A 25,863-nucleotide genomic window follows, 5' to 3' on the forward strand; every position below is an offset into this window, starting at 1 on the left:
AACCTTTATGTAAAAGGAGGAATGATCAAATGCCATGGTCAATGGAAGACTATCCCGCTTCATTGAAACATTTGGACAAACCGGTAAAAAAGAAAGCCATTGAAATTGCGAATGCAATGGTAGACGAAGGATACGACGAAAGCCGGGCGATTCCGATCGCGACGAGTCAGGCGAAGGAATGGGCGGATAACAGGAGCAAAAGCGAACTCAAATCCTATGCGGAGGAAGCTGATGAAACGGTACGCGGTGACAGCGGTTCGAGCAGCAGGCCGGAGCTTGCGGAAAAGTGCGAGCATGTCATTAAACACGAAAAAGGCTGGGCAGTCAAAGCCGAAGACGCCAAGCGGGCCAGCGAAGTAAAGGATACAAAAGCAGAAGCCGTCGAACGGGCGAAAGAAATCGCCGAAAACAAAGGCACTGCCGTCATCGTCCATAAAAAAGACGGCAGTGTGGAGCGGAAGATCAGGATGAATTAACGGGGCGCTCCGTTTTTGGAGCGTCTTACTTTTTTCCCCGCCAACTCCAATACAGCATCAGCTGCTTTTTGATAGCCGCCGGCATCGCGGAGCGAGCGGCCGATTTTGGCGGCGCCGTCTTTATAGGAGCGGTTTTCAAGCATATCTTCAATCGTTTTTTGTAAAACAGCCGGAGAAAGTTCATTTTTATCAAGCTTGATCCCGGCCCCTGTCCGTTCCACCTGAGCTGCGACGAAAAACTGGTCAGCACCCATCGGAATGACGATGAGCGGCGTATCAAAATACAGGCCTTCATTTGTACTGTTCATGCCGCCGTGGGTGACAAATACATCGGCTTTTTTCAAAACCTCCAATTGCGGGATATACGGCCTCACGATAAAATGATCCGGTATGGTGCCGAGATCCGCGGGATCCGTTGATTTCCCAACAGCCATAACCACCTTGCCGTCAAAGTCTTTCAACGCTTCGATACACATATGATACAGCTCTTTTTGCTGATTAAAGATCGTGCCCATCGAGATCACGATGACGGTTTCCCCCTCCAGCTCAGCGAACGGGAAGCTGCCTGGATCCTGTCTGCTCGTAATCGACGGCCCGACAAACAAATAGTCATTTCCAAATCGCTCGGCATGAGGCTGAAACTCCCTGGAGGTAAAGACAATCGTAATGTCCCCCGGACAGGAGAATACGTCAAACGGCTTGTCGAGACTGACGGGGTACCGCTCACTTAATTCGCCAAGGGATTGCTTCAATTTTTCAAAATACGGCGAGCTTTCAAGGTCGCCTTGCAGGGTAAACGTTTTTGCGAACGTCTCGTCCATTGCAAATGTCGTACATAACGAAACGCTCGGCAGCCCAAGCATTTCAGCAATGATTTTCCCCGCCAAAAAGTGATGGTCATATATCACATAATCATAAGACTCGTCCCTGACTTCCTGGCAGATGAGCTGAACGATCTCATCGACTTTACCTGACATATTGTATATCAACTCGGCAAAGTCCATCTTTTCTCTTTCTTTCCCGGGTGATAAAGCCTCTCTGAAATCCGGGTATAAACGGACTTCCGCCCCTGTTTTTTTAATTTTTTCAGCGTATTCCTCAACTGCATAATAGACGATGCTTTCTCCTCGTCTTTGCAGCTCCTTTGTGACGCCAAGAGAGGGATTGATGTGCCCCTCTCCCGGGAAATTGATCATCAGTACATGTCCCATCACAGCTCTTCCTTTCTCATACGAAAATTTATATAAGGAAATTTACTACAAAAAGACAAATGAAGTAAAGAAATTTAATTAAGTTAATAATAAATAAACATAACTATATAACCATTTGTCTGTTTCTGCATATCTTTCCTTTAAATTTTTTTGCCATGCAAATGAGCGTATATTATTAGAGAAAACAGGCTCTTTATTACTTGACAGCCCCAATCAGAAGACGATTTTCCTTTTTTTAAAAGCAAATTAAAACACGGCCGATCGAGGCACAATACATCATAAGAAACAACCTACGGAGGTTTTGCCATGGATACGAAAGCAACCAGGATCGAAAAGGATTTTCTAGGCGAAAAAGAAGTTCCGGCTGACGCCTATTACGGCGTACAAACCATGAGGGCCGTGGAGAACTTTCCGATTACAGGCTACCGGATTGATGAAGAGCTGATTAAAGCTTTGGCAATGGTCAAAAAAGCGGCGGCTCTCGCCAATATGGATATTAAACGTTTATATAAAGAGCTCGGCGAAGTCATTGTAAAAGCGGCCGGCGAAATAGCGGAAGGGCTCTGGCACGATCATTTTATTGTCGACCCCATTCAAGGCGGCGCCGGCACTTCAATGAATATGAATACAAATGAAGTTATCGCAAACAGAGGTTTGGAGCTTTTAGGAAAAGAAAAAGGTGATTACTTCCATTTAAGCCCGAACACACATGTCAATATGGCCCAATCAACGAATGATGTGTTTCCGACAGCCATTCATCTGGCCACATTGAATCACTTAAGACAGCTTATATCGACGATGGAACATATGCTGGATGCCTTCCGCCAAAAAGCGGAGGAGTTCGATTCCGTTATCAAAATGGGCCGCACTCATCTTCAGGATGCTGTTCCGATCAGGCTCGGTCAGGAATTCGAAGCCTATTCCCGGGTCATCGAACGCGATATTCAGCGGATCAAGCAGTCTCAGCATCACCTCTATGAAGTCAATATGGGAGCAACCGCAGTCGGCACAGGTTTAAACGCTGATCCGAGATATATTCAAAGCGTTGTCGAACACCTATCAGATATCAGCGGCTATCAGCTGAAAGGCGCTGACCATCTTGTCGATGCCACACAAAACACGGATGCCTACACAGAAGTATCGGCTGCATTGAAAGTCGGCATGATGAACATGTCCAAAATTGCCAACGATTTGCGTTTAATGGCGTCAGGCCCGAGGGCAGGGCTTGCCGAGATCCGGCTGCCTCCCCGCCAGCCCGGCTCCTCCATCATGCCCGGCAAGGTGAATCCGGTGATGCCTGAACTGATGAACCAGATCGCATTTCAGGTGATCGGCAACGATCATACCATCTGCCTTGCATCAGAGGCGGGGCAGCTTGAGTTAAACGTGATGGAGCCCGTACTCGTCTTTAATTTGCTGCAGTCGATTAAAATCATGAACAACGGATTTCGCGTATTTACCGATTACTGCATCACCGGGATTGAAGCGAATGAGATTAGGCTGAAGGAATTCGTTGAAAAAAGCGTAGGAACGATTACGGCCGTCAATCCGCACCTCGGCTATGAGGCTGCCGCACGAATTGCAAAAGAAGCGATCGCCACAGGACGGTCAGTGCGCGAGCTGTGTTTGCTCCATGATGTTTTGACAGAGGAAGAATTGGATCTCATTCTGGATCCGTATGAAATGACGCATCCGGGCATCGCAGGCGCTTCGCTTCTCGAGGAATAGCCAGCCGTCTTTCTCAATATGCTTTCAAGCGTTTATAGACGCCCGAGACGGGCTATACATTTAATATAAATCAATTGAAAGAGGTGGAAAGACAATGTTAGGATTTCTCGTTTCTTTAATCGTAGCGATTGTCATCGGTTTAATAGGAGGCGCAATCGGAGGCCACGGTGCACCAGGAGGTATTATCGGCTCCATGGTTGTCGGCTTTATCGGAGCCTGGATCGGCCACGGGCTGCTTGGAACGTGGGGGCCTGATATTGCGGGATTCGCCATCTTTCCGGCAATAATCGGAGCCGCAATTCTCGTCTTCATTTTAAACCTAATCTTCCGCGGGAGAATGGGTTCTCAGGCATAATATCCGGCCAGCATCGCCCAAAAGCGGTGCTGGTTTTTTGTTTGGGCGAAACCGTTCGCGCATATACTATAACATCTTATGGTTGACAATTGATCATCGCGGGCATATGATGATGATATAATTTTTGCACTAAGGAAACTTTTATGCACAAGGAAAAATAACTGAGAATCTAGGTGAATCAAATGGTCAGTCACGATTTGTCCAAACACTCGCAAATATCAAAAGAAGCTCAAGATGCACTGGACGGAAAAAGCAAAGGCTTCAAAAGGCTGCTCCCTTTTTTGGGTCCGGCGTTTATCGCGGCTATAGCTTATATTGATCCCGGCAATTTCGCCACAAATATCGCGGCTGGTTCGAAATACGGCTACTTGCTTTTATGGGTGATTCTTTTTTCAAATATTATGGCTTTGCTGATTCAGTCGCTGTCTGCCAAGCTCGGAATTGCAACGGGTAAAAATCTGCCCGAAGTCGCCCGGGAAGAATTCCCTAAACCGGTCTCCATCGGCTTGTGGATTCAGGGAGAGCTTGTCGTGATCGCGACCGACTTGGCTGAATTTATCGGAGCTGCTCTCGGTCTCTACTTGCTGTTCGGCATACCGATGCTTGAAGCATCGATTATTGCAGCCGCCGGATCTTTCGCGATTTTGGAACTGCAAAGGCGCGGCGTCAGGCCGCTAGAAGCGGCGATAACAGGAATGCTGTTCATCGTCGTGATCGCTTTTGCCTTTCAAACCTTTTTTGCAAAACCTGATATCGGTTCGGTTTTGGAGGGCATGTTTGTTCCCCGCTTCGATGGTGCAGACAGCATCCTGCTGGCGGCGGGAATCTTGGGAGCGACCGTGATGCCGCACGCCATCTATCTCCATTCCGCTCTCACCCAGCGGAGAGTGATCGGAAAAACGGAAGCGGAAAAGAAGAAGATATTCCGGTTTGAGTTCATCGACATTTTAATCGCCATGCTGATTGCCGGAGCAATCAATGCGAGCATGCTGATCGTCGCCGCTGCACTGTTTTATAAGAACGGCATTTTTGTCGAAGACCTTGATGTGGCCTTCAGCCACTTCAGCAGCATGGTCAGTCCGCTTTCCGCCGTACTGTTCGGCGTCGGCCTGTTAATCGCCGGTTTATCAAGTTCGTCTGTCGGAACGCTTTCAGGAGATATTATCATGCAGGGCTTCATTAATTTCAGGATTCCGCTTTATTTAAGACGGTTCATTACGATGTTGCCGCCTATCGCTATTATTGCTTCAGGGGTAAATCCGACAACCGCTCTTGTCTTGAGCCAGGTCGTCCTGTCATTCGGGATCGCCTTTGCCCTTATCCCGCTTATCTTATTTACGAGCAATAAACGCATTATGGGGAGCCTGAAAAATGCGAAGTGGATAACAGCCGTCTCCTGGCTGATCGCCGCCTTAATCGTCGCCCTTAATATTTTCTTGATTTACGATACATTTTCTGGTTAAAGCCGACCTTGGTCGGCTTTTTTATATTATACTGAAGAAAAGGGGGATTCTGGATGTTTAAATTAATGGTGCGTGATGATCTTTATTTAAAAATGCTCGAACCAAAAGATGCCAAAGCAGTTTATATGCAGATCCAGCAGTCTAAAGATGTGTTGCGGAAATGGCTGTTTTGGGTGGACGGCACAAAGCAGCTGGAGGATACCGAAGCTTTTATCGAAGAATGCATGAAACAGGCCGCTGCGAACAACGGGTTTCAAGCGGGAATATGGCATCAAGGCCATTTTGCCGGAATCATCGGACTCCATTATATCAATTGGATCAACCGTACGACTTCGATCGGCTATTGGCTGGGGGAGCCTTTTCAAGGAAAAGGGCTGATGACTGATGCCTGCCGGGCGCTGATCGACACGCTTTTCAGCGAATACGATTTAAACAGAATTGAAATTAGAGCCGCTGTTCAAAACGTAAAAAGCCAGGCTATTCCGGAAAGGCTCGGCTTCACGAAAGAAGGCTGCCTCAGGCAATGCGAGTGGCTCCACGACCACTTCGCCGACCATTTCGTATACGGGCTCCTGAAGGAGGAATACCTCGCCCGCAGCAAATGAGTCCGGGATTTGTCACACGCATTTTACACTGCAATCTGGTATGATAGATAAAAAAATATGGAGTTTTGATTATGAAAGTATTTATACTGTTTTACCTATGGATTGTCCCGCTCGTCATCGGGCTGATATTTTTCCGGGTGACCCAGCGGACAAGCTTTAAAAAAAGGTTTTATCCAGGCTATATCATGATCGGTCTTGCTGCGGCTGTATTTGCCGTCTGTTACCTGATCGGACAGCCTTACCTCGGGAATTTCTTCGGCGGCACAATGCTGTTCGGCACCCTGCTGCCGTTCATGGCTGCCGCCATGAAGAAAAAGAAATAACGAATACCAAAAACCCCGGCTTTCCCAAAACATGCCGGGGTTTTTGATTACTTATTTTCTCTGTTTGCACCAAAACCCGCTGATTCACAAATCGGTTTTCAGACGACTGGGCTTTATTTGTTCACTAGATCAACGTCGATCACCTGATAGAAAGCGTTTTCAGTATCAGCCACATCCCAAACGGCCAATATCACATGATACCCGGAGCGGTCTTCTGGAATGTAAATTTGGTGAGATAAATGGCGGGATGCAGGGGAACCATCATGCGGAACGGTTCCAATCCGTTCGAAATCTGCACGCTTTAGCGGTTTGTCAGGATCCCAGCCTTTTTTGGTGATATAGTAGTGCCATTGGCTGGTGTTGTGGGGGGCGGTATATGTCCAGGTAAAGGTGTGTTCTCCGCCGGTCATGATATGTTTAAACCAGCGATTTTCCGACTGCTGATCAAGAATCCCGCCGAACAGTCCGCCCGCGGATGCTATTTGTCCGTCTGCCGGGCCGTCATGCGGAAACCCTTTTTTCGCTTCCAGGCTTTGCGGCTCATACATCACGCTTCCGCAGTTCAGATTGAGAAGTCCGTAAGCCTCACTGCACAGAGCCGCTCTGCTCCCTGGTTTTTCGACAAAACCATGAGCGAAGGCGTGCTGAGGAATGATTGACATCAACAGCAATCCGGCTGATAGTATGAAAGCTGTACTGAAGGTACTTTTCTTAAAATAATCCACGTTTCAATCCCCTCTCTTTTTATTGTGTTGAGACGGGTTTTGATGCAAAAAGAAAAAACGCGGATATCCCAATACTATCCATCAAATTTTAACATCTGAACATGATAAAGCCAAGGGACGATCTCCCTTGGCATCATACTAAAAAATCCTTTTTAAACTTTTTTTCAGCGGCGGCAAGTCGAGCTCTTTTTTCTCAACCAGTTTTTTGATCATATATTTGCTGTAGTTGACAGCTTGTGTATAAGATATTTTTCCCGGAAGCGGCGGTTCATCTGCTATGGCCACATCGATAATCGACGGCTTTTGTGATTGAAAGGCATTTTTCAAAGCCGGAATGAGCTCTTCGTGCTTTGTCACGCTGAAGCCCTTCCCGCCGCAGGCCTCGGCAAACTTGGCATAATCGACATTTTCGAGCGCTGTTGCATAATTAACATGCCCTTTTTCCTGCTGTTCATATTGAATCATTCCCAAGTTCTGATTATTTAAAATCACGACAACAATGGGGAGGTCATATTTGACAGCAGTCGGAAAATCGTGCATGGACATGCTGAAGCCGCCGTCTCCGCACACGGCTACAGCTTGGCGCTCCGGATTGGAAAGCTTTGCGGAAATCGCGCCTGGAAGACCGCATCCCATCGTGCCAAGCCAGCTTGAAATCAGAAAATCCTGATTGGTCATATTAAAATGGCGTGCCGTCCAAACCGTCACATTTCCGACGTCAACAGACAGGACCGCATCATCGGCGACTGCGTCCTCAAGCCTTGCAATCACCTGCTGAGGCTTGAGCGGTTCTGTCGCCACCTGTTCGTCTTTTTCAATTTCATAGCGCCACTTCCTCATATGTTGTATACAGCTTTCCAAAAATGCGCGGTTCGATTTCCGTTCAATGGTTTTCGTCAGTTCCATAAGCCCTTTTTTCGCATCGCAGACAAGGCCGGCGGTGACAGGATACCGTTTGCCGATTTTCGCCGGGTTGTTATCAAGCTGAATAGCCGGCGCATCTTCCGGAAGATAATCGCGGTACGGAAAAGAAGTCCCCAGCATGATCAACAGATCGCTTTCCTCCATCGCTTCATATGCGGGTTTTGTACCGATGTGTCCGAGATTCCCGAGCATGTGCGGGTGCCGATCGGGTACGACTCCTTTCCCGGGGAGCGTAACGATGATCGGTGCGGCCGCTTTATCGGCAAACTCGAGCAGCTCATCTCTTGCCGATTTCATTCCCTTTCCGGCTAAAATCACCGGCTTTTTCGCATGATTAATCAATTGTGCACACTGCATCAGCTGGCTTTGCTTCGGTTGAAGATCGCCTTCAATATAAAGCGCAGACGTATAAACCGGCTTCCGCTTAATCTTTTCCGCAAACAGATCATCGGATACGCTCAGTACGGCGACCCCTTTTTGGCTGTAGGCGGTACGGATCGCCTGATTTAAAAGGTCAGGCAGGGCTTCGGCCGAATGAACCTGCTGATTAAAGACAGCCACATCCTCAAACATTCGTTCAAGACCGATCTCCTGAAAGTAATCTCTTCCGATTTCATTCGAAGACACCTGCCCTGTAATCGCCAGCACAGGCGCCCCGTCAGCTTTCGCGTCATACAATCCGTTCAGCAGATGAACGGCACCCGGGCCCGCTATCGAAAGGCAGACGCCGATTTTACCTGTCAGCTTCGCATCAGCTGCGGCAGCGAGAGCAGCGGTTTCTTCATGGCGCACTTGAATGAAGCGGAGGCTGTTTTCTTCATGCCGCAATTCATCGATAAATTCGTTGACGCTGTCCCCCGGCATGCCGTAAACATGATCAATATTCCATTCCTTCAGCAGTTCTGCAGCTACTTTTCCTGCGGTTTTGTTTGCCATATCACGTCCTCCTTTGTTTCTTCCATACCACTTTTTCGCTGCCGGGAAACGTGATCCGGCATGCTGACGAAAGTGAAGGAAACCACGACAGCGGCTGTTTCATGCTTTGTGTTCCCAGCCGTACTCATCTCGCATAAAGATCTCTCCGCCACACTGCTGAACTTGAAGCCATGCCCGGTAAATCCGGCGGCACCTATCCTAAGCACCACTCCATGTATACATGATCAAATCTACTAAAAGGCTGCCACTCATTTTGATATGCCCCAGCGAAGTTAGACAATAAAATGTCATGAAGCGGTTAGACTGGCATGAGTCCGGAATTGTATGGCACTCATGCCTTTTCATTTGGTCTTCATCCTTTAGAGCAATTGCGGCGCAGTTCATTCACACAAGTGTTGAAACTTTTTTTAATATTTAAATTGTTATAATTTAGGTTCGGAGTTATAATTTAACAGAAATAAACCGAATTTGCATAGCATCGATGAAAGTTAAGATTGTTAAATCCTTCGTCAAACACAGGGGTGGTCGTGGCGGCAACTATTATAATCTGCTTTTATAAAATTTTTAGCATTTGATACTGGATTGTTTATCCAATCATCCTGATCTGTTGGGTCAGCAGCGCTCGTACGTATGTGAATCCACCTGTCATGCGGCATTGTATCAAGGTTACTCCATTTTAGAAGGACAAGCTGGTCTATTCTATTAATGCAGATACCACGACAATTTCAATCCGCTTGTTAAGTCTCCTCGGCACGTTAGATATTCATAATGCTGCAGATTATCAGTTTCAAGTGCTGTGGAAGCCATCTGTCTTCGAGATTCGGTTGTTGCGATCTGAAGGTAATTTCACTGAAACTATAGTCGAAACACTCAAATCTTCTTATCTTATTAACCGTATACTTCATAGTCTAAGTTTCGGGTGAAAAGGAGAGACGCGGATCGTCAAGGTAAAGTCCCTCTCTTTTATCAAAAGAATTTAGAATTGGAGGCATTTACATGTTATCAGAAATAGAAAAGGGGCTTGAGGGCCTGCGTGTAAAACTTGATCGTATTGATGAACAACTGTTGGATACATTGAAAGAACGTTTAGAATGCTGCATTAAGATTGGATTATACAAACGCGAGTATAATATTCCGATGATGCAGCCGCACCGAATTAACTTTGTCCAGGAACGGGCAGCTCGATACGCTGACGAGAATGGTTTAAGTCAAGAGTTTTTGCGTAACCTTTATGAGCTCATTATTTCTGAAACGTGCAGGGTTGAGGATATCGTAATTGACCATTCAGAAAATCGGAGACAGGACATTTCTTCAAGCCTGGCCGGCCAAAAAAGAAAAAGGGAGGAATTGTTTAATGGGGGCAGGGATACAAACACTTCTAATTGACAACTATGATTCATTTACTTACAACCTGTATCAATTGATCGGCGAAGTAAATGGCCGACCGCCAATAGTTGTCCGTAATGATATGGACTGGTCACAAGTGCCGATTGATGAGATTGACAACATCGTGATCTCCCCAGGCCCCGGTCGACCGGAACGGGTTGAGGACTTTGGTATTAATGCAACTATTATTCAAGAAGCTAAGCTGCCAGTCCTCGGAGTCTGTCTTGGACATCAAGGCATAGCTCATTTGTTTGGCGGGAAGGTGAACCATGCTTCTGAGCCTATGCATGGACGAACATCAGTCATTCACCATTCAGGGGTTGATATCTTTGACGGGCTTCCTCCTGAGTTCTCTGTCGTACGCTATCACTCCCTTGTCGTTACTGATCTGGGTGATGATGTGGAAGCAATTGCGTGGACAAAAGATGAGTTGATTATGGGGCTTCGACACCGCAATCTGCCGATTTGGGGTGTGCAATTCCACCCCGAGTCAATCTGCAGTCATTATGGGCGCGAGTTGCTTGCCAACTTTAGAGACCTGACTCCGAAGCGCACTGAACGATCAAGACCGTCTCCCAAATTAAAGGAGCCTTCCCATTCTAAAAGCGATTTCTACCGGATCCATTTTCGAAAATTATCGGGATTTCCTGACGCTCAGTTAAGTTACCAGACACTATTTGCTGATGCACCTCATGGATTCTGGCTTGACAGCAGCAGTGTCATCGAAGGCTTGTCACGATTTTCCTATCTTGGCGATGGTGCGGGAGAGAATGCTGAATATTTGACCTATAGAGTAGCAGAGGGTGTTGTAAAAGTACAACGTTCGGGTCAAGAGACGGAGTTCATTCAACAGTCATTTTATGATTATCTTGATGAGCAAATCCGCCGTCGGGCAACATCTACTCCGGAAGGCCTTCCCTTTGACTTCAATCTCGGCTATGTGGGCTACATTGGCTATGAGCTAAAAGCTGAAACTTGCGGGAGCAGCCGGTATCAATCTGAGATTCCTGATGCAGCCCTGCTTTTCGTTGACCGCATGCTTGTTTTTGATCATCTTGAACAGGAAGCCTATCTGTTGTGTCTTTCGACTGGGGATGAGGATAAGCAAGCACTCAACTGGCTAAATACGGCAGAGCGAATCTTGAATGACATTCCTGCTGCAGCAAACGATTCGGACAAGGATTCAGTCCTTACATCCGTGCCAGACCACAATATCCCAATCGAGTTTCGGCATAACCGGCCTTCTTATCTTCAACTGATCAACAATTGCTTAGAAGAAATCCGCAATGGTGAATCCTATGAGATATGTTTGACTAATTCCGCAACTGTTTATACCCCTATAGATCCTTGGATTACGTATACGCATCTGAGAAGAATCAGTCCGGTTCCCTATGGGGCATTTTTAAACTTTGCGGATGCAGCAGTACTAAGTGCCTCTCCGGAACGGTTCCTCTCAATCGGTGCTGATCGTATCGTTGAGTCCAAACCGATCAAGGGTACCCGGATGAGAGGCAGGACTTCTGCTGAAGATCACCAATTACGAAATGAGTTGCTAAGTGATGAAAAAGATCTCGCAGAGAACTTAATGATCGTTGACTTAGTCAGAAATGACCTTAACACTGTTTGTGAAATAGGATCTGTTCATGTACCTAAGCTTTTCGATGTAGAAACATATGCACCAGTTCACCAGTTGATCTCGACGATTCGCGGCACTATACGTCCGGACAAATCAACGGTTGATTGCGTCCGCGCTGCTTTTCCAGGCGGTTCGATGACCGGTGCTCCGAAAATTCGGACGATGGAAATCATAGACCGACTCGAGAAGGGCCCCCGCGGTGTCTACTCGGGCAGCCTCGGCTGGTTTGGACTGAGTGGAGCTGCGGATCTTAGTATTGTTATCCGCACAGTTGTTGTGACCGATGACAAGGCGACTTTTGGTGTCGGAGGAGCGATCGTAGCATTGTCAGATCCAGAAGAGGAATTCAAAGAAACTCAGGTTAAAGCGCGAGCTATGGTCTCAGCTATCGCAGCAGCGGAAGTCTCTGCAGTGGGAGGTTCAAGATGAGTCAGGAAATAAGGCAGTGTGTGATTGCGGGAGGAGCCGGCGGCGTTGGCGGGATGTTTGCAGACCTTCTTGAAGAATCGGGTGTTGAAGTATGTATTATCGATATGAATCCTCCTTCCGTTCGTCGACAATTCATGAAATGTGACATCACTGTTCCGACTCCACAGGCCAAAGATAAGATCCAAAAGGCCGACATGGTGATGCTCGCTTTACCAGAGACCGCGGCTCTTCAAGCAGTAAAAGTTGTCGGGGCGTTAATGAAGCCTGATTCTCTCTTGACGCACACTCTTTCTGTACAATCACCCATATTTAACAAAATACACGCTTTGGGTTTGCCTTTCGAAAGCATAGGTCTTAACCCTATGTTTGCTCCCAGCCTTAGTATCGTGGGTAGACCAGTAGCTGTCATCGTTCAAAACGATGGGCCTAAAGGAAGTCATTTGATTCAGATGATTTTAGATTGGAAAGGTCGTCCGGTGCTATTAGAAGCTGAGGAGCATGATCAATTGGCCGCGGCTTTGCAGGCACTCACTCATGCAGCGATACTCACCTTTGGATTGGCGCTCGCAGAATTAGATGTTGACATTGCAAAACTTGGTTCTCTTGCACCCCCTCCGCATGCAACTATGCTTGCGCTACTGGCACGGATTAGTTCTGGAACACCGGATGTGTATTGGGACGTCCAATCCGTGAACCACCAAGCAATGACGGCTCGTGCTGCACTGGCTGAAGCAGTTGCATCGTTGAATGAATCGGTGAGGGATCAGTCCGTATTCACCGAACTGATGCGTAAATCCAGAGAGGTATTTGGATCTGAAATAGCCCATTACCAAGATCTCTGTACTAGTATCTTTGAAGGGCCAATCGCACCAAAGGAGGGAAAGCACAGCCAAACCAATTCCCCGGTTAATTGAATTTTATAAACAACTGATTCCTTTGAACAGCTTTCCGGGACAAATAGAAGTATGAAAATGTCATGTAGATTCGCGACTTTTCCACTGACAAGTTCGCTAGTTTTGTGATATTTGGTCACATTAAAACAGCCTGCCGTTTCCGGCAGGCTGTTTGATGATTATTGATCAAGCTTCAGCTTCTTCAGCTGTTCGGCGAGCGCGTTGTTGATTGGCTCATCTTTGTTTTGCTTTTTCATGTAGGAGTGTACATCGCGTTTTGATGCTTTTGAATTTTTGTCTTTTGCCCTGCGCTTTTCGAAAACGGAGAGTTTTTCTCTGTGGCCGCAGACGCAGGCGAATGTCTGGCCTTCTCCGTGTCCTCGCAGTTCCATGCGCTTATGGCAGTTCGGGCAGCGGGCGTTCGTCTGTTTGGCGACTGTTTTGCGGTGGCCGCACTCCCTGTCCTGGCAGACGAGCATTGTGCCGCGTTTGCCGTTTACTTTCAGCATCAGTTTTCCGCAGTCAGGGCAATGGGTCCCTGTGATATTGTCATGCTTAAACGTTTGATTGCTGCTTTTGATTTCTCTGATCGTCTGCTTTGCGTACTCCTTCATTTCTTTGATAAAGGCGGAGGATTTAAGTTTTCCTTTCGCAATGCCTGACAGCTTCTGCTCCCATTCAGCGGTGAGGGCAGGAGATTTTAAATCTGACGGAACAAGCTCAAGGAGCTGTTTTCCTTTTGAGGTGATATAGATATCTTTTCCTTTTTTCTCGATCAGGAACGTGTTGAACAGCTTTTCGATAATGTCGGCGCGTGTTGCCACCGTCCCGAGTCCGCCCGTCTCTCCGAGAGTTTTCACAAGGTTTTTTTCTTCTCCCTGCATAAATGCGGCCGGATTTTCCATCGCAGACAGTAATGTTCCTTCATTAAACCGCGCCGGCGGTTTTGTTTCACTCTTCGTCTCTGTCAAAGACCGGACGGACAGCGTGTCGCCTTTTGCGAGTTTAGGAAGGGTTTGATCCTTTTCTTCCTCGTCATCATCTTCGTCTGCGAAATCGTACACCGCTTTCCAGCCTTGCGACTGAACGGTTTTCCCTTTTGCCGTAAAGGTTTCTCCGCCGATTTCGGCAAACACTTTAGTTTCTTCATATTCAAACGGCGGCATTAAAACGGCGAGAAAGCGCTTCGCGATCAAATCGTAAAGCTTTCTTTCCTTTTCGCTTAACGCGCCGAGCGCAAGCGGCTCTTCCGTCGGAATTATCGCGTGGTGATCGGATACTTTCGCATCGTTAACAAAGCTTTTATTGGCTTTAACGCCATGCTTTAAGATCCGGGTCACATGCTGAGCATAAGGCTTCACCTGCATGCCTTCCAAACGGTCTTTCAGCGTAGGGACGATGTCATTAGAAAGAAATCTTGAGTCCGTCCGCGGATAGGTGACGAGCTTATGCTGCTCATAGAGCTTCTGCAAAACGGACAGCGTTTCTTTTGCGGAAAATCCGTAGCGTTTATGGGCGTCCCTCTGCAGCTCGGTCAGATCATAAAGTCCGGGGGCAAAGCTTTTTTTCGCCGTTTTTTTCAAGTCGACGATAGCGGCCGGTTTGCCTTGCAGCGCTCCTGCAAGCTGTGACGTCACAGACGCGTTGAAAGTGCGGGTCTGCTTCGTTTTCTTGTCCTGCCACGTCAGCGTCATACCGTCAACCGCTGCACGCAAGCCGAAATAAGGGACGGGTTTAAAGTTCTTGATATCTTCCTCTCTTTTCGCGATCATCGCCAATGTCGGCGTCTGTACGCGTCCGCAGGAAAGCTGGGCGTTGAATTTCGTTGTCAGCGCCCTCGTCGCGTTGATGCCGACGATCCAATCGGCTTCAGCTCGAGCCACGGCTGAATGGTAAAGGTTTTCAAAGTCTTTGCCGTTCTTTAAGTTTTTAAATCCGTCTTTAATCGCTTTGTCTGTGACCGATGAAATCCACAGGCGCTTCAATGGCTTCGTAATCTTTGCTTTTTCGATGATCCAGCGGGCGACAAGCTCGCCTTCCCGGCCGGCATCGGTTGCTATGACGATGTCTTTGACGTCTTTTCTGATCAGCTGCGATTTAACCGCCTGAAACTGCTTTCCGGTCTTTTTAATGACGACGAGCTTTAAAGGCTCGGGGATGATTGGCAGATCTTCAAGCCGCCAAGACTGGAATTCCTTTCCGTATCCTTCAGGGTCCGCCAATGTGACCAGATGGCCGAGCGCCCATGTCACGATATAGCGGTCGCCTTCAAGATATCCGTTTCCTTTTTTATGACACTTCAGCACGCGGGCCAAGTCACGGCCGACTGAAGGTTTTTCTGCTAAAACGACTGTTTTAGACAAGTCCATCACATCACTTTCTTGTTCATGCATCCTTTTATTATAACAGATGATACAGATGCAGCTCTAATGTTCATGATTCCTTTATTTCAATTTCAGAAAAAATGACGTGTGTCACGGTTTGGGCATATGGTGATGTTTCATTGATAAACGCTTCGATCTGCGCCAGGCTCTCTGCATTGATTTTCAGCATATAGCAGGCGGCTCCCGCGATCCGGTAGCAGAATTCAATATTCGGGAGGCGTTCGATATATGCTTTAAACCTTTCGTATTCCCCGTTTTTCACCGTTGCTTCAATGATGCAGGATACGGGAAGGCCGACCTTTTGGTAATCGATGTCCAGCGTATATTTTTTAATGACGCCGAACGATTCGAGCCGCCTGACCCTTTCGGTCACAGACGGCGCGGAAAGGCTGATCTTCCTGCCCAGCTCCCGCATCGATAAACGGCTGTCTTTCTTTAATTCGGCTATGATTTTAAAATCGAGGTCATCAATTTTCATATGTAACTTTATTCCCTTCATTCTATTTCATCATTTTAATATTATCATGAAAATTCTTTCGTTCGAAATTCATTTTTCACTTCTGCTTATATATGATTATGAAGAGGTGATCATCATATGACAAGAATCAATTTTTCAGACAGAGGAGAGACGCCGTTTCAGCGGCTGCTCGGACACTCCGAAAGCCTGATGTCAAACTGGACGGCTTTAGCTGAGGAGCTGTCAGGAGACGGCTTTTTATCAAAGGAACTGAAGGAGCAGGTGCGCCGCGTGCTGGCTCAGGGAAACGGATGCGAATATTGCAAGGCAAAGGGGAAACCCGAGATCCCGAATCAGCAGAAAACGAGCTTTGCAATGGGGTTTGCAGAGGTCTTTTTGGCGCAGAGGGAGCACGTTTCAGACAGGCAGTTTGATGTTTTAAAAGAAGTGTTTTCAGAAGAAGAAATAACGGAATTGACCGCATTTATTTGTTTTACGACTGCCCAGCAATATTTCGGCGCTTTAATGAAGCTTCCGGCAGACGCATAAATCCAACGGAGAAAAAACCTGTCATATTTGTCCCCTTTTGGTTTATAGTATAAAGGTAGACTATCACTCCACAGGAGGTATACTATGCTGCAAACGCCGATTGGCCGCCTTCGGTTGATGGGTTTTATTGAAGGCATTTCGCTTTTAATCCTGCTGTTTATCGCCATGCCGCTTAAATATTGGGCGGATTATCCGATGGCCGTTACGATTGTCGGATCGCTTCACGGCGGATTGTTTATTTTGTATTTGTTTGTTCTGTTGTATGCGACTTTTGTGCTGAGGTGGTCTGTGAAATGGCCGGCTGCCGGTCTTGTGGCCGCATTTGTTCCGTTCGGCAATTTCCTTTATGACCGGGGACTAAAAAAATATGATCAGTAAAAACCGCCGGGAAACCCGGCGGTTTTTTTGATCACTCATTTAAAAAGCGTTTCAGCTCTTCCTTGTTTTGTTCAAGGTCTAAATCGAGGACCGCCCCGTATGTTGGATCGTCTTTGTTCGTGAATGATCCGTCAACCGGGAGCCTGAAGCTTTTGGTTTCTTTTACGCTTCCGAGCAAAAAGTCTTTGCCGAGGGAGAAGATGACGCCGTTCGGAATGTTTGTTTCAATATACGGATCGACGAGCCCCCACAGCTTCGGAAGCTGGGCGATATTTCCGATGCTCATCGCTTCTTTTTGAAGCTCTGAAAAGATTTCCTGCTGTCTTCTGACCCGTCCAAAATCGCTTTCTCTGTCATGCCTGAACCGGACATAGCCCAGCAGCCTATCACCGTGAAGAATTTGTTTTCCCGGCTGCAGTGTCATGCCGATTCCGTACGACATTTTTTTCGGAACGTCGACTTCGATGCCGTCAGGCGCCACCGCATCAACGATTTTGGCAAAACCTTTAAAATCGATGATGGCATAATAGTTAATGTCCAAATCAAAGGATTCTTTTAATGTTTTTCTGACGAGTTCCGGGCCTCCGTATGCATAAGCCGCATTGACTTTTTGCTTGTCATATCCCGGTATGTCGACATAGCTGTCCCTCATAATCGAAATCAATTTAGGCTGTTTCTGCTTTTTATTATAATGGATCACCATCATCGAGTCAGACCTTGAATGGTCTTCCCCTCTTGAATCGATCCCTAGAACGAGGATGTTCACTTCATCAAGATCAGAGCCTTCCCCGTTAAATTCAAACTGACCGTCTTCTTTAAAATCCCCGTCAGATTCGGATAAGCCTTTTTTGTATTCAAAGTAGGTATAACCCGCTGCTGCTATGATAACCAGCAACATTAAGGTAAACAGGCGCTTTATGATTTTTCGCCTTTTTCTTTTCGGTTTTCTTACTCTTACTCTAACCCTCTCCACTTTTATCACCGCCACACATAAGACTATCACAGGATCAAACAGCGGGCAATTAATAAAAGAAAGATCAAGCCGTCTAATCGTGTCGAAAAAGATAATCTTTTGTTTTCATTTGTTTCATTTCGAAAGAAAAATGATCGAATTTTGATCTTTTCGTCAAAAATCGACTACATCCACTTCGTCATCCATGCGATATAGTAAGAAGCCGGGATAAACAGAACTTGGGCAAAAATCGTCCCGGCCACCCTCGATGTTGCCATCGTGATCGAAGCCCATTTCAAATAGGTGTAGCTCCGCCTCCCTTTTGCTACGTCATCTGCAAGTACCGAAACCTTCGGATCGACAAACAGCGCCAGCAGCATCGTCGCCACCCCGTTGACAAGGCCGGAAGCCATCACCGCGGTCGTATGCCTTTCGGGCACGAGGACGCCCGCATAAAGAGCGGCAAGAACGCCGATTGTATAAATCGCCGTGATGGCCATGTTCAAGACAAACAGCCGCTTCGGTATGTAGCAGAACCGAAAGTCTTTCACATATTCCAGACTCGGTCTTCTCGCATAATGCTTGGCATGCTTGAAGATATTTTTTGAGAACGCCTTGCGAAACACTTGCAAAACGGAGCCGTTTTCCCCTGCCAAATGAACAATCGCTCTCGAAAATACGGCGACAAACGTCGGCAGAAGCAGCATTCCGAAAATTGTACCGACGGTTGAACCAAAGATTAAAAACCGAAATTGGCTGCCGACGAGGGAAAGTGCGTCCGCACCCGCAACATCGACAAGCTTCCCCGTCACAGGCTGCTGAACCATATTTGACATTCTTGAGACGATGACCATCACATTAAATAATGACAGCGCCGATGCGATAAATCCGACTCTCGCGCCTGACAGACGAGCGGCGTATGCGAGCGTTTCGATGGAATGGATCAGCAACAGAAAACAAAAAATCAATAGTACCTTAGATGTTAAAAAGTCCATTTCTCTTCCTCCAGTCTATAGGTAAGACTGTTTTCAAAACGCAAACGTTTCGGCAAATCAAAAACCGCCCCGGCAAAAGCCGAAGCGGTCTCAATTATCATATTTATTCGAGCAAATAATTTATCCGCTGCCAAAGGCGGTCATTTGAATTTCGTAAAAGATCAGCATCTATCGTTCCGAGTTGAAAGTAAACACCATGGAATTTCTGATACAAGACAACGAAAGCCCTACCTCTCATTCGTCCTTGCGGCTCCGAAGCCGCGCCAGTGTGAATTGTGAAACAAAAAGTCTTTTTTCCCTCTATCCTGTTAGGGGCGGGTCAGAGGAAGAAATCAGTATCTTCTAAGAAAGAAAAAAGAAGTCTACTTTCCATTTATTTGCTCTTTTGCGTGTTCCTGTTTTTTATTATACTACAGTTCGTCCTTGATGACAAACTGTTAAGCACAGCGCGCTACAGATCCAGCGTGACCGGGGTGCTTTCACCTTCATTCATCAGTCTGATTTCCGAAGGCTCAATCTCAAGCACGGTCAAGTTCGGATCGTCCTTTCCGTCAAACCAGCGCTCAAGCTTTTCATCCCAGATTTTGTCCTTTAAATCTTTAGAATGATTGAGCTTTGCCGTACCTGTGATTTCAAGGTATGCATCGCCTAATCCTTCGCCGTTATAACCCAACAGCACGTGGACGTTCGGATTGTTATCAATTTCTTCTGCCTTGTGCGTCTCATCGCTTGTCGGTGTATAAAGCGTCAGCCCGTCGTGGAAAAAGGTCATGTAGCGGGAATGAGGCTTGCCGCTTTCGACCGTTGCAAGCGAACCGATTTTATGATGATCGAGAATGTCGAGCACTTTGTTCTTCAATTGCTGCTGATCCATTTTAAGTTCCCTCCTTTGTATGTCTCCACTGTTACTTTTCCACAATGTCTTGTATATTAAACAATTGAACGGAGGTTTTTGACGTGAATATTTTCATATCGTTTGATGCTGAGGCTGATATGGGCTACATTGCTTTGACGGAAAACCGTGCCGGGTCTGCCGCAGCAACCGATGATATCGGCAATACGGCTTTGGCTGCAGACTTTGACCGCCATCAGCGGATGATCGGTGTCGAATTTCCGGGGAAGGCGGCTCCGGAAATAGCGCGGCTTGGAACGCTGACCGGCAGAAAACACAAACTTGAACCGGCTTTCCTAAACGGCGCCCGCGTTCATCGGTTTCGACCGACGTCACAGGAAGCGGTCAAAACACTTTGTGTGAACGGTGTTCAATTTTATTTTGCCGATCATGACGGACAACGCTTCATCGGCTTTGATGTGTTTGATCGGACGGAAAAAAGCGAATGAGATTGGCTCCCATTCGCTAAATTCTCGGGTCTGTAAACACATCGTGATCATCGGTGCTTGTTGAAGAAAACTCCGTAACCACAGCACCTTCACTCCCCGCTTTGAACCAATGTTTCGTATCCGGCGGAATCGTGTACTGTTCGCCGGGTGTGAGCTGAATTTCGTGCCAAACGGTGAAATGCTCGATATCCTCGTGCGGCGGCAGAACGGCCGGGACTTCCGTTTTTTCTCCTTCTACATACAAATACACTTTTCCGTATCTGCACCTGAATGTCTCTTCTTTCCCTTCCTGCCCGTCTACGGGAGGATGCCGGTGTTCGGGGCATGTTTGTTCAGGGAATAATACAAGCTCTTTGGCACAGTAGCGGTCTGTGTTGACATAGACGAACAGCTGAAGTCCCAGCTTATTCAGCTTATTTAAACCGTAGTCCATGATTTGGATGTTTTCTTTATCATCGTCGCTCAGCGCGATGCCCGCTTTCTCGTAGTATTCGATTACGTCTTCCTTTGTCACCTTCACACGAGCTTCCCCCTTTTATGTCGTGATAAAGTCTCCGCCGTTGACGTGGAGGGTCTGCCCTGTCATATACGAAGAATCGTCAGACGCTAAAAGCACATAGCAGCCCACATGATCCACCGGCTGACCTGGACGGCCCATCGGTGTATTTGTACCGAACTTCGCCACTTCCTCACCTGAAAATGTGGACGGGATCAGCGGCGTCCAAATCGGTCCCGGTGCAACGGCATTGACACGGATGCCGTCTTTGACGAGCGCCTGTGACATCGACCGTGTAAATGCATTGATCGCACCTTTTGTTGCCGTGTAGTCAATCAGCTGCGGATTGCCCCGGTAAGGGTTGATCGATGTTGTATTGATGATCGCGCTGCCCGGCTCCAAATAATCGATCGCTTTTTTTGTAAAGTAGAAATAAGAGAAGAAATTTGTTTTAAATGTTTTCTCAAGCTGTTCACTGGAAATCTCTTTAATGCTGTCTTTTGGATGCTGTTCGGCCGCATTATTGACAAGAATATCAAGACGGCCCAGCTCCTTTACAGTCTGTTCAACCGCGTCATTGCAAAATGCTTCGTCTCTGACGTCTCCGGGAAGCAGCATGCATTTGACGCCTTCTTTTTCAACCCGCGCTTTCGTCTCCTGAGCGTCCTCATGTTCATTTAAGTAGACGATCGAGATGTCCGCGCCTTCTTTAGCATAGGCAACGGCAACTGCCCTGCCGATTCCGCTGTCGCCCCCTGTAATCAGTGCGACCTTTCCTTTCAATTTATCCGTCCCTTTGTAATTTTCATCTTCATAGATCGGACGCGGGTTCATGACGCTTTCGATGCCGGGCTGACGGTCTTGCGTCTGTGCCGGCTGTCCGTTTGTCTGCTGATTGCGCAAATCCATTTGTGATTCCTCCCTTTAGCTGATATTACTAGACTTTTAACCGGAGAAATTTTTGTTTAAACATAACCGTGTGCGCGAAAAATGAAGAAAGCCCCGGGTGACCGGGGCTTTTACCACTCTTTATCCTGTATAAACCGGTGAAACAAAACGTTCAGCCTTCCGTACAGCTGCTCGCGGTCTCCGGTCTGGTACGCTTTTATACTTTCGTCACTTTCAATCATCGAAGAGCTGATCAAGCTCAAAATCTCGGAACCTTCCGGAGACAGATCGGCCGGCGCCAGCATGATAAGCATCCGCGTCATCTTCATGACGCTTCCGTCCATCCCTTTGATCTCGAACGGTTTGGATAGATCATAAGCTTTAAAGAGGGGAATCGCGGCCGCTTCGCTTTTTAAATGGAACAGTGCGAAGGTGGTTCCGGGAATGCCGAGGCCCCCCTGTGCTTCTCTTGTCATCAGCCCGCCGGCCATCTGCCCTGCATCCGTAACCAGACCTTGATCTTCAAGGGTGCTGCAAAGGCGTTTGACCGTATGTTCCAGGCTTGATTCAGCTTCCAGCGTTTCAACTGTAAAATGGCTCAGTAAATGTTGAATGCCGGCTGCGTAATGGCCGATTTTCCGCGCAATCTGAAGCATATCAGGAAACGGCTCCGGTTTTTTGGGAGCCATCCGCTTTTTCCGAAGGATGAGCGGGATTTTCCGGGTGAGCTGGTGTTTGATCTGTTTCACATCTTCTGTGTCAAGGAGCGGACTGACGGTGACGCAGTCAATGTTTTCATATGGGATCGGCACGGTTGAAACGATGATGTCATAGGCACCGGTATTTTTCGATTTCAGCTCCATCAGCGAGGATATCTCAAAGGAAGCGATTTCAGGAAGCTCTTTTTTCAGCCGCGAGGCCAGCATCTTTGATGAACCGATTCCGCTCGAACAAATCACGAGCGCGCTGATGTCTACTTTTTGTTTGCTCATCTCAAGCGCCGATCCAAAGTGAAGGACGATAAAAGCAATTTCTTCATCTGGAAACCGGATTTCCGGAAAAAATGTTTCGACGCCTTCCTCTATGGCCATATATAAGAGAAAATAATCTTTTTTGACCTGTTCTGTTAACGGATTATGCACCGACATCTTTTCTTTGATCCGGATGATCGCCGGTTCAAGGTGGGCGATTAATCCTTCATAAAGCGAATGGTTGCCTGTTAAATTCGTGCCCGTTTTTTGCGAGATGAAATCGATCAGCTTTTTCGTCCTGAGCGCGGTATCCAGCTCGATATCTTCCGCTCTGTAGTCGATTTTGAAGCTTTTGTTGGCACTTCTTAAATGCATCGTTATATAACCCGCCTCAGCTTCGGGGATCTTCACGTGAAACGCATTTTCAAGCTCCTTTGCAAGCGCAAGCGCCAGTTCAAACTCTTTCGTACGCTTCAAGTCCGTCAATTCTTCTTCATTCATATTAATCATTTCACCGAGCTGTATCCGCTCGATCGCAAACGTCAAGTGGACGACGAGAGCGATGTATGCACTGTCGGAAAGGGAAAGCCCATACTTTTCTTTCATCTGAAACAGCACTTTTTCCGCTTTCAGCAATTTCCCCCTGCTGACGACACCGAATATTTTCTCCGGCGCTTCGTTCTTGCCTTTAATATTCATTTCGATTGTTTCCAGAAACTGCTGAACATCGAGCTTGTCGGCCATCAAGTTTCCGACGATTTTTCGCTTGGCATCCTCCGGCCCCCTCAGCTCTATGCCGTAGCCTCTTTTTCTGATCAGCGACAGGCCGAACGGAGCGATCCACTTCTCCAGCTCGTCAAGATCGTTGCTGATCGTTGCCGTCGTCACCTGCAAGTCATTGGCGATTGTATAAAGCTTGATCGGTTCTCCCGCTTCAAGCATCGCGCATAAAATCAAAAGCTTTCGTTCATCGGCACTGTATTCGACATGGCTGTCCCGGGACAGATCTTCAAGAAGCCGCTGTTTGTCTCTGTAGACACCGACCAGTTTCAAGCCTTTTCCCGGCTGCTTATCAAGTTGAAGACTGTACTTGTCCAGAACGGATTTAACCGCTTTGAGCTCGCGGTGGACCGTTCTTGTGCTGACTTCAATATAGTCGGCAATTTCATTGACTTTGACATAGCGGTTTTGATGCAAAAGGTATTTCATCAATTTTTGTTCCCTTGCTGTCATATACATAAAACGCCGCCTCCGGTGTTGTCGTTTTTGCGGGAGTGAAAGGGGGTCCGGCGGTTGAAACGGTATCCCTATCATAAAACGCTGTTAAGAAATCTTCAATTCGAACTAATTAATTTTTTATTAAAATCTTCAAGAAGTGAAGAAACATCAGCCCACAGCTGATGTTTCTAGGTTGTTGACAAAATCCCAAAACGACTTTTTGTTTTGGGATTTTGTCATCCTTTCAGCGTGATTGAAAACCCTTGCAGTCTAGGAAGGCCGAGCATCGGAAGCTGACTTTCACAGGATGTGATGACGGCGGCGTTCAGGCAGGACGCCTGAGCGGTTAGCCGCCGATCCTTCTCCTATTCGTGAGCACCGACGCGCAGGCCTGACAACGAATGCGAGGGTTTCTCGACACGCTGGAAACATCAGCCCACAGCTGATGTTTCCAGGTTAGGTTGCATCTGCGCCGCCCTGTTCATACATTCTGTTTCGGCAGCCCCCGCCCGGCTGCCGAACTTTTCCCGATTCTATCTGAAACTATGCTTTCAAATGGCTGATCACCAGTTTGAATAAAGAATGATCCTCTTTTAGTCCGCATACATCTCGAAGCACGCCTTCATAGCCTTTTTCAGCGGTCATGCTTTGAAGCTGAACGGCTTCCGGATCATCGGCACAATCAAACTGCAGCGCCAAGGCAATACCTTCTGCAAGGCGGACAGGTTCAAAGCCGAGGTCGCAAAGCTTTCTGGCCGGGCCGACAAGACGGTCATCCCTGCCAAGCTTGCGAAGCGGCGACCTGGCCACACGGGTGACGTCGTCTGATAGGCATTCATTTTCAAAGCGCCCGATAATTTTTGTCATATATGCCCGGTGCTCTTCCTGTGTAAAATCGTATGTCTGAACAAGGTACCGGCCTGTTTCTTCAAGCGCGCCTGCTACCGTTTGACGGACCTCCGGGTGATGAATGGCGTCTTTTATCGTCTTCAAACCTTTCTTATAGCCGGCATACGCCGCCATGGCATGTCCGGTATTGACCGTAAACAGCTTTCTTTCGATGAATGGCGCGAGATCCGGTACATATGTCACACCTTCAATATCCGGCACTTTTCCGGCGAATTCCGTTTGATCGACGGCCCATTCGAAAAAAGGCTCCACCGTTACTTTCAACAGATCATCATGATGCTGGATCGGCACAATTCTGTCGACTGCCGAGTTCGGAAAACCAACTGAATCGCTGATTGCGGCGCGATCTGTTTCAGTTAAGCGGGCAAAAATCTCCTCGCGAAGATGAGCGCTGCCTCCGATCATATTCTCGCAAGCTATGATATTTAAAGGCTGTGTATTTAGTTTCATACGGCGCTTCAAACCTTCTGCAATCGGCTCTGCGATCAGCTTAAGAACCGCAGGGCCCACCGCTGTAGTGACAAGGTCGGCTTTCGCTATGAAATCATACAATTCGTCAAGCTGGGTCGCACTGTTGATCGCCCGAACCGGGCCAATCGTTTCCTGCTTCCTTCCGGCATCGGCCAATTCGACGATATAGCGGCCCTTGTCGTTCAGTTCCTTGATCACGGCATCGTTTACATCGGCGAACACGACATCATACCCCGATTTGCAGAGCAAGGCTCCGATAAATCCCCGGCCGATGTTCCCCGCACCGAAATGCAGTGCAATCATATTTGGTCACCTTCTTCAAAAACCGCCATTAACTCGTCTTCATTTTTCGCATTGATGATCCGTTCGACGTTGTCCGCTTCTGAGCAGACGATCGCAATCTTTGATAAAATGTCCAAATGCTCATCATTTTTCCCGGCAATGCCAAAGATCACTTTAGCGATATTGCCATCGCCGTATTCGACACCTTCCGGAAGCTGGATCACGGATATTCCGGAGTGAAGAACATCCCGCTTGCTGTCTTCCGTACCATGCGGAATAGCGATTGCGTTCCCCATGTAAGTGGAAGTGAGGCCTTCCCTCTCCAACATTTTCTCGATATAATCCGCGGTCACATAGCCGGCGTCAACCAGCGCCTTTCCGGCCAGCCTGATCGCTTCTTCCTGCGTTGCGGCAGATTGATTGAGATGAATGTTTTCTTTTGCAAGTACTGGTTTCATTGGGAAATCACTCTCTTTCATACA

The 25,863-nt window shown here is 47.4% G+C and carries 24 protein-coding genes and 1 pseudogene; 12 read left to right on the forward strand and 13 right to left on the reverse strand.

The annotated features are described in order from the left end of the window. Positions 1–29: 29 nt before the first annotated feature. Complete coding sequence (locus LQ247_RS05815; protein WP_020450238.1) at positions 30–476, forward strand: DUF2188 domain-containing protein; 447 nt, start codon at positions 30–32, stop codon at positions 474–476. On the opposite strand, the gene LQ247_RS05820 is transcribed toward LQ247_RS05815, so the two are convergent. Next, positions 473–1,687, reverse strand: a complete 1,215-nt coding sequence (locus tag LQ247_RS05820) for a macrolide family glycosyltransferase (protein ID WP_231005701.1) — start codon at positions 1,685–1,687, stop codon at positions 473–475. The genes LQ247_RS05815 and LQ247_RS05820 overlap by 4 nt on opposite strands. A gap of 306 nt (positions 1,688–1,993) precedes the next feature. Here LQ247_RS05820 and aspA point away from each other — a divergent pair, with 306 nt between their 5' ends. The 5 genes from aspA (at position 1,994) to LQ247_RS05845 (ending at position 6,161) form a co-directional block, all read left to right on the forward strand. Beyond that, complete coding sequence (gene aspA / locus LQ247_RS05825) at positions 1,994–3,415, forward strand: aspartate ammonia-lyase (RefSeq protein ID WP_043054070.1); 1,422 nt, start codon at positions 1,994–1,996, stop codon at positions 3,413–3,415. 94 nt (positions 3,416–3,509) lie between these two features. Continuing rightward, positions 3,510–3,770: a GlsB/YeaQ/YmgE family stress response membrane protein gene (locus LQ247_RS05830; RefSeq protein ID WP_020450235.1), complete on the forward strand. Its 261-nt coding sequence runs from the start codon at positions 3,510–3,512 to the stop codon at positions 3,768–3,770. Between the two features lie 182 nt (positions 3,771–3,952). Beyond that, the gene (locus tag LQ247_RS05835; RefSeq protein WP_020450234.1) at positions 3,953–5,233 is read left to right on the forward strand and encodes an Nramp family divalent metal transporter; all 1,281 of its coding nucleotides are present in this window, start codon (positions 3,953–3,955) and stop codon (positions 5,231–5,233) included. Between the two features lie 53 nt (positions 5,234–5,286). Continuing rightward, a complete protein-coding gene (locus LQ247_RS05840; RefSeq protein ID WP_020450233.1) occupies positions 5,287–5,838 on the forward strand; it encodes a GNAT family N-acetyltransferase in 552 nt (183 codons plus the stop codon). Between the two features lie 71 nt (positions 5,839–5,909). Next, entirely contained in the window at positions 5,910–6,161 is a 252-nt protein-coding gene (locus tag LQ247_RS05845; protein WP_020450232.1) for a hypothetical protein, read from the forward strand. A 119-nt stretch (positions 6,162–6,280) separates the two neighbouring features. Here the strand turns inward: LQ247_RS05845 and LQ247_RS05850 are convergent. Together LQ247_RS05850 and LQ247_RS05855 are read right to left on the reverse strand one after the other, a co-directional pair. Further along, positions 6,281–6,886 (reverse strand): annotated as a pseudogene (locus LQ247_RS05850) (lytic polysaccharide monooxygenase auxiliary activity family 9 protein); the annotation flags it as partial. A gap of 138 nt (positions 6,887–7,024) precedes the next feature. Further along, the gene (locus tag LQ247_RS05855; RefSeq protein WP_020450230.1) at positions 7,025–8,746 is read right to left on the reverse strand and encodes a pyruvate oxidase; all 1,722 of its coding nucleotides are present in this window, start codon (positions 8,744–8,746) and stop codon (positions 7,025–7,027) included. Between the two features lie 996 nt (positions 8,747–9,742). Here LQ247_RS05855 and LQ247_RS05860 point away from each other — a divergent pair. Genes LQ247_RS05860 through LQ247_RS05870 form a run of 3 tightly spaced genes read left to right on the forward strand, consistent with a single transcriptional unit; the run spans position 9,743 to position 13,111 of the window. After that, entirely contained in the window at positions 9,743–10,132 is a 390-nt protein-coding gene (locus tag LQ247_RS05860; RefSeq protein WP_025810086.1) for a chorismate mutase family protein, read from the forward strand. After that, entirely contained in the window at positions 10,101–12,197 is a 2,097-nt protein-coding gene (pabB, locus tag LQ247_RS05865) for an aminodeoxychorismate synthase component I (RefSeq protein WP_231005702.1), read from the forward strand. Before LQ247_RS05860 ends, pabB begins: the two co-directional genes overlap by 32 nt. Then, entirely contained in the window at positions 12,194–13,111 is a 918-nt protein-coding gene (locus LQ247_RS05870; protein ID WP_231005703.1) for a prephenate dehydrogenase dimerization domain-containing protein, read from the forward strand. Before pabB ends, LQ247_RS05870 begins: the two co-directional genes overlap by 4 nt. A 158-nt stretch (positions 13,112–13,269) precedes the next feature. Here LQ247_RS05870 and LQ247_RS05875 read toward each other — a convergent pair whose 3' ends face one another. Continuing rightward, positions 13,270–15,453, reverse strand: coding sequence for a DNA topoisomerase III (locus LQ247_RS05875; protein WP_105980544.1), 2,184 nt, complete (start codon positions 15,451–15,453; stop codon positions 13,270–13,272). 70 nt (positions 15,454–15,523) lie between these two features. Then, positions 15,524–15,952 carry an Lrp/AsnC family transcriptional regulator gene (locus LQ247_RS05880; protein WP_023857895.1) on the reverse strand — a complete coding sequence of 143 codons (429 nt, stop codon included), beginning with the start codon at positions 15,950–15,952 and terminating at the stop codon, positions 15,524–15,526. 117 nt (positions 15,953–16,069) lie between these two features. Between LQ247_RS05880 and LQ247_RS05885 the strand changes: the two genes are divergently transcribed. Then, entirely contained in the window at positions 16,070–16,480 is a 411-nt protein-coding gene (locus tag LQ247_RS05885; protein WP_026580575.1) for a carboxymuconolactone decarboxylase family protein, read from the forward strand. Positions 16,481–16,564: 84 nt separating this feature from the next. Further along, entirely contained in the window at positions 16,565–16,858 is a 294-nt protein-coding gene (locus tag LQ247_RS05890; RefSeq protein WP_031305229.1) for a DUF3817 domain-containing protein, read from the forward strand. Positions 16,859–16,889: 31 nt separating this feature from the next. Here the strand turns inward: LQ247_RS05890 and LQ247_RS05895 are convergent, their stop codons facing one another. From LQ247_RS05895 to LQ247_RS05905, 3 genes are all read right to left on the reverse strand, one after another. Next, positions 16,890–17,831: an LCP family protein gene (locus LQ247_RS05895; RefSeq protein ID WP_023857897.1), complete on the reverse strand. Its 942-nt coding sequence runs from the start codon at positions 17,829–17,831 to the stop codon at positions 16,890–16,892. 164 nt (positions 17,832–17,995) lie between these two features. Next, positions 17,996–18,805, reverse strand: coding sequence for a lipid II flippase Amj family protein (locus LQ247_RS05900; RefSeq protein WP_023857898.1), 810 nt, complete (start codon positions 18,803–18,805; stop codon positions 17,996–17,998). 451 nt (positions 18,806–19,256) lie between these two features. After that, the gene (locus tag LQ247_RS05905) at positions 19,257–19,679 is read right to left on the reverse strand and encodes a pyridoxamine 5'-phosphate oxidase family protein (RefSeq protein WP_023857899.1); all 423 of its coding nucleotides are present in this window, start codon (positions 19,677–19,679) and stop codon (positions 19,257–19,259) included. A gap of 83 nt (positions 19,680–19,762) precedes the next feature. Here LQ247_RS05905 and LQ247_RS05910 point away from each other — a divergent pair, with 83 nt between their 5' ends. Continuing rightward, a complete protein-coding gene (locus LQ247_RS05910; RefSeq protein ID WP_025810091.1) occupies positions 19,763–20,146 on the forward strand; it encodes a DUF2283 domain-containing protein in 384 nt (127 codons plus the stop codon). 16 nt (positions 20,147–20,162) lie between these two features. Here the strand turns inward: LQ247_RS05910 and LQ247_RS05915 are convergent, their stop codons facing one another. The 5 genes from LQ247_RS05915 to LQ247_RS05935 form a co-directional block, all read right to left on the reverse strand. Then, on the reverse strand, positions 20,163–20,666 hold the full coding sequence (locus LQ247_RS05915) for a D-lyxose/D-mannose family sugar isomerase (RefSeq protein WP_020450216.1): 504 nt from the start codon (positions 20,664–20,666) through the stop codon (positions 20,163–20,165). A 15-nt stretch (positions 20,667–20,681) separates the two neighbouring features. Next, on the reverse strand, positions 20,682–21,551 hold the full coding sequence (locus tag LQ247_RS05920; protein ID WP_023857901.1) for an SDR family oxidoreductase: 870 nt from the start codon (positions 21,549–21,551) through the stop codon (positions 20,682–20,684). 110 nt (positions 21,552–21,661) lie between these two features. After that, entirely contained in the window at positions 21,662–23,740 is a 2,079-nt protein-coding gene (locus tag LQ247_RS05925; RefSeq protein ID WP_023857902.1) for a BglG family transcription antiterminator, read from the reverse strand. Positions 23,741–24,262: 522 nt separating this feature from the next. Then, positions 24,263–25,402, reverse strand: a complete 1,140-nt coding sequence (locus LQ247_RS05930) for a mannitol-1-phosphate 5-dehydrogenase (RefSeq protein WP_231005705.1) — start codon at positions 25,400–25,402, stop codon at positions 24,263–24,265. Then, on the reverse strand, positions 25,399–25,839 hold the full coding sequence (locus tag LQ247_RS05935) for a PTS sugar transporter subunit IIA (RefSeq protein ID WP_023857905.1): 441 nt from the start codon (positions 25,837–25,839) through the stop codon (positions 25,399–25,401). The genes LQ247_RS05930 and LQ247_RS05935 overlap by 4 nt, the downstream gene beginning before the upstream one ends. Positions 25,840–25,863: the final 24 nt, after the last annotated feature.

It is taken from the genome of Bacillus sp. BS3(2021), from assembly GCF_021043345.1.
In the GTDB taxonomy this organism is placed as follows: Bacteria; Bacillota; Bacilli; order Bacillales; family Bacillaceae; genus Bacillus; species Bacillus paralicheniformis.